The sequence below is a fragment of the Micromonospora phytophila genome (genome assembly GCF_023656545.1).
Taxonomy (GTDB): domain Bacteria; phylum Actinomycetota; class Actinomycetes; order Mycobacteriales; family Micromonosporaceae; genus Micromonospora; species Micromonospora phytophila.
Window position 1 is genome coordinate 1 of the sequence record NZ_JAMOKF010000149.1, and the last position, 12,311, is coordinate 12,311.

Annotated in this window: 13 protein-coding genes and 1 pseudogene; 11 read left to right on the plus strand and 3 right to left on the minus strand. The window is 72.6% G+C overall.

The window, feature by feature from the left end:
* The 3 genes and pseudogenes from NCC78_RS18120 to NCC78_RS18130 all read left to right on the plus strand — a co-directional run.
* Nucleotides 1–183 (plus strand): annotated as a pseudogene (locus NCC78_RS18120) (histidine kinase); the annotation flags it as partial.
* A 6-nt stretch (nucleotides 184–189) separates the two neighbouring features.
* The gene (locus tag NCC78_RS18125) at nucleotides 190–495 is read left to right on the plus strand and encodes a sensor histidine kinase (protein WP_250795815.1); all 306 of its coding nucleotides are present in this window, start codon (nucleotides 190–192) and stop codon (nucleotides 493–495) included.
* Nucleotides 492–1,097, plus strand: a complete 606-nt coding sequence (locus NCC78_RS18130) for a response regulator transcription factor (RefSeq protein ID WP_250795816.1) — start codon at nucleotides 492–494, stop codon at nucleotides 1,095–1,097. Before NCC78_RS18125 ends, NCC78_RS18130 begins: the two co-directional genes overlap by 4 nt.
* Nucleotides 1,098–1,279: 182 nt before the next feature.
* Here the strand turns inward: NCC78_RS18130 and NCC78_RS18135 are convergent, their stop codons facing one another.
* The 3 genes from NCC78_RS18135 to NCC78_RS18145 all read right to left on the minus strand — a co-directional run bounded on the left by NCC78_RS18135 (nucleotide 1,280) and on the right by NCC78_RS18145 (nucleotide 4,190).
* A complete protein-coding gene (locus NCC78_RS18135) occupies nucleotides 1,280–1,924 on the minus strand; it encodes a dihydrofolate reductase family protein (protein ID WP_250795817.1) in 645 nt (214 codons plus the stop codon).
* A 452-nt stretch (nucleotides 1,925–2,376) separates the two neighbouring features.
* The gene (gene nadE, locus NCC78_RS18140) at nucleotides 2,377–3,261 is read right to left on the minus strand and encodes an NAD(+) synthase (RefSeq protein ID WP_250795819.1); all 885 of its coding nucleotides are present in this window, start codon (nucleotides 3,259–3,261) and stop codon (nucleotides 2,377–2,379) included.
* Nucleotides 3,258–4,190, minus strand: coding sequence for an SMP-30/gluconolactonase/LRE family protein (locus tag NCC78_RS18145; RefSeq protein WP_250795820.1), 933 nt, complete (start codon nucleotides 4,188–4,190; stop codon nucleotides 3,258–3,260). Before NCC78_RS18145 ends, nadE begins: the two co-directional genes overlap by 4 nt.
* A 109-nt stretch (nucleotides 4,191–4,299) precedes the next feature.
* Here NCC78_RS18145 and NCC78_RS18150 point away from each other — a divergent pair, with 109 nt between their 5' ends.
* From NCC78_RS18150 to NCC78_RS18185, 8 genes are all read left to right on the plus strand, one after another.
* Nucleotides 4,300–4,770: an Lrp/AsnC family transcriptional regulator gene (locus NCC78_RS18150; protein ID WP_250795821.1), complete on the plus strand. Its 471-nt coding sequence runs from the start codon at nucleotides 4,300–4,302 to the stop codon at nucleotides 4,768–4,770.
* Between the two features lie 28 nt (nucleotides 4,771–4,798).
* Complete coding sequence (locus NCC78_RS18155; protein WP_250795823.1) at nucleotides 4,799–5,320, plus strand: 2'-5' RNA ligase family protein; 522 nt, start codon at nucleotides 4,799–4,801, stop codon at nucleotides 5,318–5,320.
* 106 nt (nucleotides 5,321–5,426) lie between these two features.
* Nucleotides 5,427–6,218, plus strand: coding sequence for an ABC transporter ATP-binding protein (locus NCC78_RS18160; RefSeq protein WP_250795824.1), 792 nt, complete (start codon nucleotides 5,427–5,429; stop codon nucleotides 6,216–6,218).
* The gene (locus NCC78_RS18165; RefSeq protein WP_250795825.1) at nucleotides 6,215–6,994 is read left to right on the plus strand and encodes an ABC transporter ATP-binding protein; all 780 of its coding nucleotides are present in this window, start codon (nucleotides 6,215–6,217) and stop codon (nucleotides 6,992–6,994) included. The genes NCC78_RS18160 and NCC78_RS18165 overlap by 4 nt, the downstream gene beginning before the upstream one ends.
* A complete protein-coding gene (locus NCC78_RS18170; protein WP_250795826.1) occupies nucleotides 6,991–8,883 on the plus strand; it encodes an AMP-dependent synthetase/ligase in 1,893 nt (630 codons plus the stop codon). Before NCC78_RS18165 ends, NCC78_RS18170 begins: the two co-directional genes overlap by 4 nt.
* On the plus strand, nucleotides 8,880–9,764 hold the full coding sequence (locus NCC78_RS18175; RefSeq protein WP_250795827.1) for a branched-chain amino acid ABC transporter permease: 885 nt from the start codon (nucleotides 8,880–8,882) through the stop codon (nucleotides 9,762–9,764). The genes NCC78_RS18170 and NCC78_RS18175 overlap by 4 nt, the downstream gene beginning before the upstream one ends.
* A complete protein-coding gene (locus tag NCC78_RS18180) occupies nucleotides 9,761–10,876 on the plus strand; it encodes a branched-chain amino acid ABC transporter permease (protein WP_250795828.1) in 1,116 nt (371 codons plus the stop codon). Before NCC78_RS18175 ends, NCC78_RS18180 begins: the two co-directional genes overlap by 4 nt.
* 17 nt (nucleotides 10,877–10,893) lie before the next feature.
* Complete coding sequence (locus NCC78_RS18185; protein WP_250795830.1) at nucleotides 10,894–12,192, plus strand: ABC transporter substrate-binding protein; 1,299 nt, start codon at nucleotides 10,894–10,896, stop codon at nucleotides 12,190–12,192.
* Nucleotides 12,193–12,311 lie beyond the last annotated feature (119 nt).

A 12,311-nucleotide genomic window follows, 5' to 3' on the forward strand; every position in this document is an offset into this window, starting at 1 on the left:
CTGGCCGCCTGCCTCGCCCCGACCGATGCCGACCGGGCCGGCCGGGGGGCGGCCGAGGCGCAACGGCTGGCCGCCACCGCGCTGGGCGAGCTGCGCCGGACCGGGCACGGCTACCGCCAGGTCGACCTGGCCGAGCAGGTCGCCGCCGTCGGGCAGGTGCTCCGCTCGTCCGGGGTGCGGTGAACGGTCGTGCCACCCGGCGGCGAGTTGCCGGCGGAGGCGGCCACCCAGCTCGCCGCCGTGCTGCGGGAGGCCGGCACCAACGTGCTGCGGCACAGTCGGGCCGGCTGGTGCCGGATCGAGATCACCCAGGAGGAGGACGTGGCGAGGATGACGGTGACCAACGACGGCGCGCAGGCGCCCACCCCGCCCGACCGGCACAGCCACGGCCTGCGCGGGCTGGCCGAACGCCTCGCCCTGGCCGGTGGGGAGCTGCGGACCCACCGGGAGGGTGGCGTCTTCACCGTCGAGGCGACCGTGCCGACCGCGCCGTGATCCGGGTCCTGCTCGCCGACGACGAGGAGCTGATCCGTACCGCCCTCGCCGCCCTGCTCGACCTGGAACCGGACCTGGAGGTGGTCGCACAGGCGGCGGACGGCCCGACCGCGGTGACCGCCGCCCTGGCCCACCGCCCGGACGTGGTCGTGGTGGACCTGGCGATGCCCGGGTCGGACGGCTTCCAGGTCGCGGCCGGGCTGGCCCGGGCCCTGCCGTCCTGCGCCGTCGTCATCCTCACCGGCCAGGGACGGCCGGCGCACCTGGCCCGGGCGCTCACCGCCGGCGCCCGCGGATTCCTGCCCAAGGGCGCGCCGGGCGGGGCGCTCGCCGACGTGATCCGCCGGGTGCACGCCGGCGGCCGGTACGTCGACCCGGCGCTGGCCGCCGACGCGCTCACCATCCCGCCCTGCCCGCTCACCCCGCGTGAGCTGGAGACGCTGCGGCTGGCCGAGGACGGCTCCCCGGTCGCGCTGATCGCCCGCCGGGCCCACCTGTCCAGCGGCACGGTGCGCAACTACCTCGCCGCGGCCGTGCAGAAGCTGGGCGCCGGCTCCCGGGCCGAGGCGGCGCGCACCGCCCGCGACAACGGCTGGCTCTGATCACGTTCCAAGGACCGCGTCGGCACGCCCGCCTCGACCTATCCGCTCGGGCGGTCGACCGTGGGGGTCGGGGACCAGCGCCAGGTGGGAACGGGTGGGGAAAGCTTACGAACAATTCCGGCTCGGCCACGGCCACCCGCTGCGGTCCAGCTCGTACCCCTCGACCCTGGGGCGGGGCGGCTTCAGTCGTCGCGTCCGGCACCGCGATCGGGTGCGCTCATGTCCCCCGTGCCGGGCGTGCCATCGGCGAGCCCGTAGCGCAGGTACACGGTGCCCTTCGGACTGGCCACCGGCGGCTCGAGGAGTGTGACGTTCGTGGGCACCGCGCCACCGTCGAACACCTTCTTCCCGACGCCGAGCACGACCGGGTGCACCCAGAGGTCGAGACGGTCGAAGAGCTTCTCGCGCAGGAGGGTCTGCACCAGGTTCAAGCTCCCGACGACCTTCACGTGCTCGTGCCGGTCACGGATCTCGCGCACCGCGCCGGCCAGATCTGGGCCGAGCTGCGTGGACCCGGCCCACGAGAGGTCGGGCCTGCCGCGGGAGGCCACGTACTTCGGGACGCTGTTGAAGAGCGTGGCGATCTCGTTGTCCTCGCCGCCCTCCTGGTACGGCCAGTAGGCGGCGAAGATGTCATACGTCCGCCGGCCGAGCAGGAGGGCGTCCGTGCCCTCGTACGCGGCACCGACCTGCGCCCCGGCGACCTCGTCCAGCAGGGGCGCCTGCCAGCCGCCGAACGGGAACCCCGCCGGGTCCTCGTCGGGGCCGCCGGGCGCCTGCCCGACGAGGTCGAGGGTTGCGAACAGCTCGATGTGGATGAGGCCCATGCCTTACTCCCGATGAGTTGGTTGTCTCGGTCGGGAGGTGGACCTGGGGGAGCCGCAGACTCGTCGCTGCGGCGGCACCCGGCTTTGTACTCGTCGACCGCCTCGCCCGGTGCATCGGTCACCACCCTTCCCGCGGTCAGCGTCCTTGCGACGCCCGGCAGCAGGCTCGGCAGGTATGCCGTGCGCCTTGATCCAGGCCCGCACGTCCGATTCCTTGACATGCCGATCGATCTTGAAGCTCGCAGCACGGTGCCCTGCTTACGCCACCGGGCCGGACGCCGCACCGGCACGTCCCGCTCACGATAGATCACCGGCCGCGTCCAGAGTGGGTGGCTGCGCTGCGTCCAGCGTCAGCGCAGGTCGCCGGCGCGATCTACGGCTGTGGTGCCAGGGCGGTGTCGACTGGCTGTGGTGCCGGGCCGCATCAGCGCAGCGGGACGCCGCTGCGCTCGTCACGGGCGAGGTTCCCCAGCCGGCGCCGCCGGGGCTGCCGCTGGTCGGCGCTTGTGGGCGGTGTTCTCGTAGCGGTGGTGGACGGCCCGGGCAACGGCCTGCCGCACGGGCCGTCCTTCCAGGAAATCGTCGATGTCGTCGTAGCTGAATCCGAGGACCTCCTCGTCGGGCTTACCGGGGTGCAGGGACTCGATGTCCGCGGTGGGTGTCTTGTGGATCAGCGAAGCCGGGACGCCCAGCGCGTGGGCGACCGCGCGTACGCGCCGTTTGGTCAGGCCGGCCAGCGGCACGAGGTCCGCGGCGCCGTCGCCGTGCTTGGTGAAGAATCCGGTGACGGCCTCGGCGGCGTGGTCGGTGCCGACGACGAGTCCACCGATCGCGCCGGCCACGGCGTACTGGGCGACCATCCGCTGTCTGGCCTTGATGTTGCCGAGGACGAAGTCCTGCTGGTGGGCGTCACGCAGGACCAGGCCGCTGCCGAGCAGCATGTGCAGGCTCGCGTCGCTGGCAGGTCGAATGTCGACGGTCAGCACCCGGTCCGGGCGGATGAACGCCAGGGCGGCCCGGGCGTCCTGCTCGTCGCGCTGTTCGCCGTAGGGCAGGCGCATCGCGGTGAAGGCAGCGGGGTTTCCGCCGTGGCGTGCCCGCTCGACGGCGAGCTGGCACAGCCTGCCGGCGGCGGCTGAGTCGACGCCCCCGCTGATGCCGAGCACCAGGGCCGTCCGGCCGGTGTCGGTCAGTGCGTCGGCGAGGAACGCGACTCGCCGCTCGATCTCGCGGAACGGGTCGAAGGTGGGGACCACCCCCAGCTCGCGGGCGATGGACCGCTGGGTGGCCGCCACCGTGGTCGGGTCGGCCGTCCCGGCGAGCAGGGCGTTGCTCATCTCCCCTCGCCAGCGGTGGCCTGCGGGTAGCGGGCGCCGTTGAAGGTGACCCGCAGCGTGTACACGGAGGCGCCGGTGGTGATGAACAGGTGGTTGCGTTTCGGCCCGCCGAAGGTGAGGTTGGCGACCGGTTCGGGCAGCAGGAGTTTGCCGATGAGGGTGCCGTCGGGGTCGAAGCAGTGCAGGCCGTCCCAGGCTGCGGCCCACACCCGCCCGGCGTCGTCGACGCGGATGCCGTCGAAGCGGCCGGAATCGCATTCGGCGAAGACCGTCCCGCCGGTCAGGGTGCCGTCGGCAGTGACGTCGAAGACGCGGATGTGGCTGGGTTCCTGCCGGGTGTCGACGATGTAGAGCTGCTGCTCGTCCGCGGCGAAGGCCAGGCCGTTGGGGCGGCAGAAGTCGTCGGCGACGACGCGCAGGTCGCCGGTGGCCGGGTCGAGGCGGAACACGTGGCAGGCGCCGCCGAACTCGTTGTCGCCCCGGTTGCCCTCGTAGTCGGAGTCGATGCCGTAGCTCGGGTCGGTGAACCAGATCGTGCCGTCGGCGCGCACCACGACATCGTTGGGGCTGTTGAGCCGTCGGCCCTCGTAGTGGTCGGCGAGCACGGTGATCGTGCCGTCATGCTCGGTGCGGGTGACTCGCCGGTTGCCCTGCTCGCACGTGACGAGCCGGCCCTGGCGGTCCACGGTGTTGCCGTTGGCGTAGCCCGAGGCGTGGCGGAAGACGCCGACCGCGCCGGTGGTCTCGTCCCAGCGCAGCAGCCGGTCGTTGGGGATGTCGCTCCACACCAGGTACCGGCCGGCCGGGAAGTACGCCGGGCCCTCGGTCTTGCGTGCGCCGGTGTGCAGCCGTTCCAGTACGAAGTCGCCGTCGAGGCGACGGAACCGCTCATCGAGCAGGTGGAACTGTGCGGGAATCATCTCGGCCATCGTCGCGCCGCCTTCATGTCGTGGACCACGTTCGGCAAGATCCTACGCCGGCCGAACCTGATAAGGTCAACAAGCCCGTTTGTTGGATCAGATTTTGAGGAGCGACTGCGTGGTGGATGACATCGACCGGGCGCTGCTGGCGTGCCTGCAGCACGACGCCACCCAGTCCTACGCGGCGCTGGGGAAGGCGGTGGGTCTGTCCGCCGGCTCGGCGCATGACCGCGTGCGCAAACTGCGCGAACGCGGGGTGATCCGCCGCACCACCATCGACGTCGACCCCGCCGCCGTGGACCGCGGGGTCTCGGCCTTCGTCATGGTCGACGCCAACACATGGATGGGCGACACCCGCGACGCGCTCGCGGCGATCCCCGGCATCCAGGAAGCGCACATCATCGCCGGTGCGGCCTCGCTGCTGGTGAAGATCCGCACCGCGACCACCGAAGACCTGCAGGCGGTGCTCCGCAGCATCTTCGACATCGGTGGAGTCACCGGCACCCAGACCATCGTGGTGCTCGAGACGTTCTTCGAACGTCCGGTGAGCGTGGTCGACCAGCGCACCGAGCCGTACCCGCCGGGCTAGCCCGTACCCGCCGGGCTAGCGTGGGTCGGTGCGTACGGTCGAACTGGTCTGCTCGCCCGGGTTGGAGGCCGCGGTGCGGGCCGCCTGGGACCGGCTGGCCGCCATCGGGTTGCCCAGCCTGGCCCGCAACACCCATCCCACGAACCGGCCGCACCTGACCCTCGCCTCGGTCGACGCGTTCCCGCCCGGCGCGCGGGAGCGGCTGACCGCCCTGGTCGACGCGGCGCTGCCGGTCGAGGTACGGGTGGACCGGATCGCGGTGCTCGACGGCAGCGCCCCGCTGGTCTGGCTGCTGCACCCGTCGCCGGAGCTGACCGCCCTGCACGCGTCGGTCTGGGACGTCCTCGCCGAGGCCGAGGGCCGCAACCCGTGGCACGAGCCGGGGCGCTGGCTGCCTCACCTGAGCCTGGCGCTGCGGTTCCGCGAGGCCGACCGACGGCTGGCCCGGGCGGTGGCGGGCATCGACCGCCCCGCCGGCGCCTTCGTCGCGGGGCGCAGCTACGACGGGGAGACCAGGACGGTCAGCCCGCTCGGCGGGGCGCGCGGCTGAGCCGCAACATCCACCCGATCCGATCTTTTGCGAGGACGTTCCGCGTAGTTTAATGCTCGGTAACTTGTGGCGCCCGCCACAGTGCAAGCCCTTGGGGGCGCCCGCCATGTTGCAGGTGCGGAATCTCGAGGTCGTCTACGACGACGTGATGCTGGTGCTCCGTGGCCTGAGCATCACCGTCCCGCCGGGCGGGATCGTCGCGCTGCTCGGCGCGAACGGCGCCGGCAAGACCACGCTGCTGCGCGCCATCACCGGTCTGCTCGACATCCACGGCGGCGAGGTGGTCCGGGGCGAGGTCACCCTGGACGGCGAGCCGGTGCACCGGCTGCGACCGGCCGTGATCGTCCGCCGGGGCGTGGCCCAGGTGATGGAGGGTCGGCGGATCTTCGGCGAGCTGACCGTGGAGGAGAACCTGCGCCTGGGCGGGCACACCGACCCGCGTCGGATCCCCGCCCGGCTCGACGAGGTGTTCGGGCTCTTCCCGGTGCTCGCCGAGCGGCGTCGCCGGCCCGCCGGCTACCTCTCCGGCGGCGAGCAGCAGATGCTGGCGATGGGGCGGGCGTTGATGGCCGGGCCGCGCTACCTGCTGTTGGACGAGCCGAGCCTCGGCCTCGCCCCTCGCCTGGTCGAACAGGTCCGTGACCTCATCGTCCGGATCAACGCCGCCGGCACCGGCGTGCTGCTGGTCGAGCAGAACGCCACCATGGCGCTCTCCGTGGCCGCGCACGGCTACGTGCTGGAGACCGGCCGGGTGGTGCTGGACAAGCCGGCGGCGCAGCTGCTCGCCGACGACGACGTGCGCGAGTTCTACCTGGGGCTGCACGGCGGGGACGGGGCGGGCCGCCGGTCGTTCCGCGACGTCAAGCACTACCGGCGACGGAAGCGGTGGTTGTCGTGACCGACGAGGAGATCCTGCGCTTCGACGACGTACGGCTCAGCTTCGCCGGGGTCCGGGCCGTGGACGGGGTGAGCTTCACCGTCGGCCGGCAGGAGCTCTTCGCCGTCATCGGGCCCAACGGCGCCGGCAAGACCTCCATCTTCAACGTGCTCTCCGGGGTCTACCGCCCGCAGTCCGGGCGGGTGGTCTTCGACGGCGTCGACCTGGTCGGCCGCCGCCCGCACGAGATCGCCGCGCTGGGGCTGGCCCGCACCTTCCAGAACGTCGAGCTCTTCGCCAACCTCACCGTGCTGGAGAACCTGCTGCTCGGCCGGCACCACCACATCCGGTACGGGCCGCTGGCCGCGGTGCTCTGGCGGGGCCGGGCCCGCCGCGAGGAACTGGCCGCCCGCGCCGCCGTGGAGGAGATCGTCGACTTCCTGGAGCTGGAGCAGTGGCGCCGGATGCCGGTCGGGCTGCTGCCGTACGGGGTGCAGAAGCGGGTGGAGCTGGGCCGGGCGCTGGCGATGGAGCCGAAGCTGCTGCTGCTCGACGAGCCGGTCGGCGGGATGAACCTCGAGGAGACCGAGGACATGGCCCGCTACATCCTCGACGTCCGCGAGGAGCTGGGCATCCCGATGGTGCTGGTCGAGCACGACATGGGCCTGGTGATGGACCTCGCCGACCGGGTGCTGGTGGTCGACTTCGGCCAGCCGGTGGCCACCGGCACCCCCGCGGAGATCCAGACGCATCCCGACGTGATCCGCGCCTACCTGGGGGAGGTGACCACCGCATGACCGCCACCACCGCGCCGTCGGGGGTGGCCGCCGCCGGCACCGCCGGCGCCGCCGCCACCACGATCGCCTCCCGGGTACGCGACCGCGCCCGCGACGCCCCCGACCGGGCGGCGATGCGGGAGAAGATCCGGGGGATCTGGCAGGAGACGACCTGGTCGGAGTACTGGGACACGGTGCTGACCGTCGGGCACGGCCTGCTCGCCCTCGGGATCGACCCGGCCGACCGGGTCGCCGTGCTGGCCGAGAACCGCCGCGAGTGGCTCTGGACCGACGTGGCCACCGTCGCCGTCCGGGCGGTGACCGTCGGACTCTACCCGACCAACCCGGCCGGCGACATCGGCTACCTGCTGGCCCATTCCGGCGCCCGGGTGCTCGTCGCCGAGGACCAGGAACAGGTCGACAAGGCCCTCGCGGTGCTGGACGACTGCCCCCGGCTGGAGCGGGTGGTGTACCTGGAGCCGCGGGGCGTCCGGGGCCGCTACGCGCATCCCGCGCTGCTGCACTGGGACGAGTTCCTGGCCGCCGGCGCCGCCCACCGGGCCGCGCACCCCGGGGCGGTGGAGCGGCTGATGGCCGCCGCCACCGGCACCGACCTGGCCACCCTCATCTACACCTCCGGCACCACCGGGCGCCCCAAGGGCGCCATGCTCACCAACGCCAACGTGGACTTCGCGGTGCATACCGCGACCGAGGGCGGGGGGCTCGCCTCGCCTCCGCCCGGCCCGGACGACCTGATCCTGTCGTACCTGCCGCTCTGCCACGTCGCCGAGCGGGTCTTCACCACCTGGACCAACGCCGGGGCGGGGGTGCAGGTCAACTTCGCCGAGTCGATCGCCACCGTGCCGGCGAACCTGCGCGAGGTGCAGCCCACCATCCTGTTCGGGGTGCCCCGGATCTGGGAGAAGATCCTCGCCACGGTCACCATCCGGGTCGCCTCGGCCTCCCCGCTGAAGCGGGCCGTCACCCGGTTCTGGCTGCGCGTCTCCGACCGGATCGGCGCCCGCCTGGTCGCCACCGGCGGCCGGCACACCCCGGCCACCCGGCTGGCGTACGCAATCGGCTGGCTCTTCTGCTACCGGGCGCTGCGGGAGCGGATCGGCGTGCGCCGCGTCCGCTACGCCGCCTCCGGCGCCGCCCCGATCGCCCCCGAGGTGCTGCGCTTCTTCATGGGCATCGGGGTGCCGATGCACGAGGTGTACGGCATGACCGAGAACTCGGCCATCGCCACCGGCAACCGGCCCGGCCGGGTGCGGCTCGGCACGGTCGGCGAGCCGCAGGACGGGGTGGAACTGCGCATCGACGAGGCCACCGGGGAGATCCTCACCCGCCACCCGGGCGTCTTCGCCGGCTACCTGGACGACCCAACCGCGACGGCGGCCGTGCTGGAGCCGGACGGCTGGCTGCACACCGGCGACGTCGGCGAGTGGGTGGACGGCACGCACGTGCGCATCACCGGTCGGGCCAAGGACATCATGATCACCGCCGGTGGCAAGAACATCGGCCCGGCCGGGATCGAGAACGAGCTGAAGGCCTCGCCGTACGTCAAGGAGGCCGTGCTGATCGGCGACCGGCGGCCCTACCTGGTGACGCTGATCGGCATCGAGGTCGACACGGTGGGGCAGTGGGCCCAGCAGCGCCGGCTGGCGTACACCACCTACCGCGACCTGACCGGCAAGCCGGAGGTGGTCGAGCTGATCCGGTCGGTGGTCGACGAGGTCAACGACCGGCACCCGCCGGTGGAGCAGGTCAAGCGGTTCCGGCTGCTGCCCAAGGAGCTCGACCAGGACGACGGTGAGCTGACCGCCACCCAGAAGGTTCGCCGGGAGGCCGTCGCCCGGGCCTTCGCCGGCCTGGTCGACGAGCTCTACGCCCCCGGCGGTGACCGGTGACCGAGCTGACCGAGAGCCTGCTGCGCGGGCTCGGCACCGGCAGCGTCTACGCGCTGCTCGCCCTCGGCTTCGTCATCATCTACAAGGCCACCCGGGTGATCAGCTTCGCCCAGCCGGCGTTCATGCTCGCCGGCGTCGTCGCGGTCACCTACCTGGCCCCGGCGGTGGGCTTCTGGGCGGCGGTGCCGCTGGCGGCCGTCCTGACCGGGCTGCTCGCGCTCGGCGTCGAACGCACCGCCGTCCGGCCGATGGTCGGCCGGCCGGCCTTCGTGGTCGCCATCATCACCCTCGGCGTGGACGTCGCGGTGCGGGTGGTGGTCAACGCCTTCATCGGGCTGGACGTGCGGCACGTCGGCGATCCGTGGGAGCTGCGCACCCTCGCGCTGGGCCCGGTGGAGATGCAGCAGCGGCACCTGGCCGCCGTCGTCGCCGCCGCGCTGCTGGTCGGCGGGCTGTTCGCGTTCTTCCGGTTCACCCGCATGGGGCTGGCGATGCGGGCCGCCGCGCTGGACCAGGAGGCGGCCCTGGCCCACGGAGTCTCGGTCGGCGCGGTCTTCGCGGTCAGTTGGGCGCTCGCCGGCGGGCTGGCGGCGGTGGCCGGCACCTTCGCCGCCGCCGGGGCCAGCGTGGACGCCGCGCTCTGGCTGATCGCGCTGACCGCGCTGCCGGTGATCATCCTCGGTGGGCTGGACTCGTTGCCCGGCGCGGTGGTCGGCGGGCTCGCCGTCGGCGTGCTCCAGGAGCTCACCGCCACCTACGCCAACGACGTCGCCTGGCTCGGCGGCAACGTCTCGGTGATCACCCCGTACGTGCTGATGCTGGTCGTGCTGCTGGTGCGCCCGTACGGACTCTTCGGCACCCGGGAGGTGGAACGCGTATGAGGACGTCGCGCCCGCGTGGTCGGCCGCTGCTGCGGACCTCGTACGCCGAGGACCTGGCGCTGCTGGACACCCCGGCCAAGCGGGTGTCCACGGCGGTGCTGCTGGTGGCGGCGCTCGCCCTGCCGTTCCTGCTCGCCGATGACCTGCTGCAACTGCTCGCGGTCGGCTGCGTGGCGGCGATCGGGGCGATCGGCCTCGGCCTGGTCACCGGGTACGCCGGTCAGGTCTCCCTGGGGCACGCGTTCTTCCTCGGCATCGGGGCGTACACCGCGGCGGCGCTCAGCGGGGACCCGGACGGCCGGGTGATCGGCCTCGGCGTCACCGACATCGCGCTCTGGCTGCCCGCCGCCGGGCTGGTCGCCGCGGCGGCCGGGGTGCTCGTCGCGCCGCTGGCGACCCGGCTGCGCGGGCTCTACCTGGCCATCGTCACCCTCGGCCTGGTCTTCATCGGCCAGCACGTGTTCAACGAGTGGTCGGCGCTGACCGGCGGCGCCGGGGTGGGCCGGCCGGCGGCCACCCTGGAGTTCCTCGGCCGGCCGCTGGCCACCACCGACGCCACCGCCACCCGGGACCAGAAGCTGTTCTGGCTGATGCTGGCCCTGCTCGTCGTCTTCGCCGTCGCCGCCCGCAACCTGGCCCGCTCCCGGATCGGGCGGGCGTTCACCGCGATCCGGGACCGGGACATCGCCGCCGGGGTGATCGGAGTGAACCTGCCCCGGTACAAGACGGTCGCGTTCGCCGTGTCCTCGTTCTACGCCGGCTGCGCCGGGGCGCTGCTCTACACGGTCACCGGCTTCTTCGACCCCGGCTCGTTCAGCCTGCTGCTCTCCGTGCAGTACATCGCCATGGTCCTCATCGGCGGCGCGGGCACGATCTCCGGCGCGATCGCCGGGGCGTTCTTCATCACCCTGCTGCCCCGGCTCACCCGGGAGCTGCAGGCGTGGGTGCCGTTCATCAGCACCCAGCCCAACGAGGTGCCCAACGTCTTCCAGGTGGAGACGATCCTCTACGGCGTACTCATCATCGTCTTCCTCATCTTCGAACCACGCGGGCTGTTCGGACTCTGGGTCCGGGCCCGCAACTACTGGAAGGCGTGGCCGTTCTCCTACTGACCGAGCGAGGGAAACCCATGGGAAGACCGACGTCGCGGATCGCCCTCGGGGCGGCCGTGGTCCTGCTGGCCGGCACGCTCACCGCCTGCCGGGGCGGTGACACCTCCACCGACGCCTCCGGGTTGAAGACCGACGTGGGGGTGACCTCCGAACCCTGTCCCGAGGCGGTGAACAAGGACAAGGGGTGCATCTACCTCGGCATCATCTCCGACCTCACCGAGGGGCCGTTCCGGGCCCTGGCGGTGCCGATCACCGACGCGCAGAAGGCGTTCTGGAAGCGGGTCAACACCGCCGGCGGCATCGGCGACTACGAGGTCGACGTGACCCGCTACGTGCGGGACAACAAGTACAACCCGCAGACCCACAACCAGGTCTACCAGGAGATCAAGCCGAACGTGCTGGCGCTGGCGCAGAGCCTCGGATCGCCGACGACCGGGGCGATCCTGGGCGACATGAAGGCCAACAACGTCATCGCGGCGCCGGCCGCGTGGACCTCCGGCTACGCCTTCGAGGACGTCATCATCGAGTCCGGCGCGAACTACTGCATCGAGTCGATGAACGCCCTCGACTACGCCAAGGAGGCGTACGCCCCGAAGTCGGTGACGGCGGTGCACCTGGCCGGCGACTACGGCGACGACGCCGCAGCCGGGGTGAAGCTCGCCGCGCAGGCCCTCGGGATGACCTTCAGCGACGTCAAGACCGACTCCGGCGCGGACAAGCAGGCCGGCGCGATCCAGGCGATCCTCGCCGGCAAGCCCGACCTGGTGGTGCTCACCATGGGCCCGGCGGACGCGGCGACCATCGTCGGCCAGGCCGCGGCGCGGGGCTTCGCCGGCCGGTTCATCGGCACCAGCCCGACCTGGAACCCGGCGCTGTTGCAGAGCCCGGCCGCCCCGGCGCTGCTGGCCCGCTACGAGCAGACCGCGCCGTGGAACACCTGGAGCAGCGACACCCCGGGGCACCGGGCGCTGCGCGAGGCGCTGCCCGGCATCACCCCGAACGACGGCTACACCTCCGGCTGGGTCTGGTCGTACCCGATGAAGGCGGCGCTGACCAAGGCGGTCGCCGACGGTGACCTGACCCGGGCCGGGCTGCTCAAGGCGGTCAAGTCGCTGACCTCGGTGGACTACGAGGGCATGCTGCCGGCCACCGCCGGCAACTACGCCGCCGGCCCGAACGACGGCGCGGTCCGGGTGACCGCGGTCTACAAGCCGGACAAGGCGTCCCCGACCGGGGTGAGCCGGGTCCGGGAGCTGTTCACCGGCCCGACCGCGCAGGCGTACAAGCTGGATGGTCCCTGCTACGAGAAGCTCTGAGCGCGCCCGTCCGCCGCGGATCCGCGGATTCGCGGCGGACGGACGTAAGCGGGGGCCCCGGCCGGGGCCCCCGCTCGTGTCTCAGCGGTGGAAGCGCAGGTAGTCGAACTCGGCGGTGA

What these genes read in the sequence shown, in the direction of transcription:
- NCC78_RS18135 (WP_250795817.1), bottom strand. Translation starts at nt 1,924, where the DNA reads ATGGGCCTCATCCACATCGAGCTGTTCGCAACCCTCGACCTCGTCGGG.
- nadE (WP_250795819.1), bottom strand. Translation starts at nt 3,261, where the DNA reads ATGAGCAACGCCCTGCTCGCCGGGACGGCCGACCCGACCACGGTGGCG.
- NCC78_RS18145 (WP_250795820.1), bottom strand. Translation starts at nt 4,190, where the DNA reads ATGGCCGAGATGATTCCCGCACAGTTCCACCTGCTCGATGAGCGGTTC.
- NCC78_RS18160 (WP_250795824.1), top strand. Translation starts at nt 5,427, where the DNA reads ATGTTGCAGGTGCGGAATCTCGAGGTCGTCTACGACGACGTGATGCTG.
- NCC78_RS18170 (WP_250795826.1), top strand. Translation starts at nt 6,991, where the DNA reads ATGACCGCCACCACCGCGCCGTCGGGGGTGGCCGCCGCCGGCACCGCC.
- NCC78_RS18180 (WP_250795828.1), top strand. Translation starts at nt 9,761, where the DNA reads ATGAGGACGTCGCGCCCGCGTGGTCGGCCGCTGCTGCGGACCTCGTAC.
- NCC78_RS18185 (WP_250795830.1), top strand. Translation starts at nt 10,894, where the DNA reads ATGGGAAGACCGACGTCGCGGATCGCCCTCGGGGCGGCCGTGGTCCTG.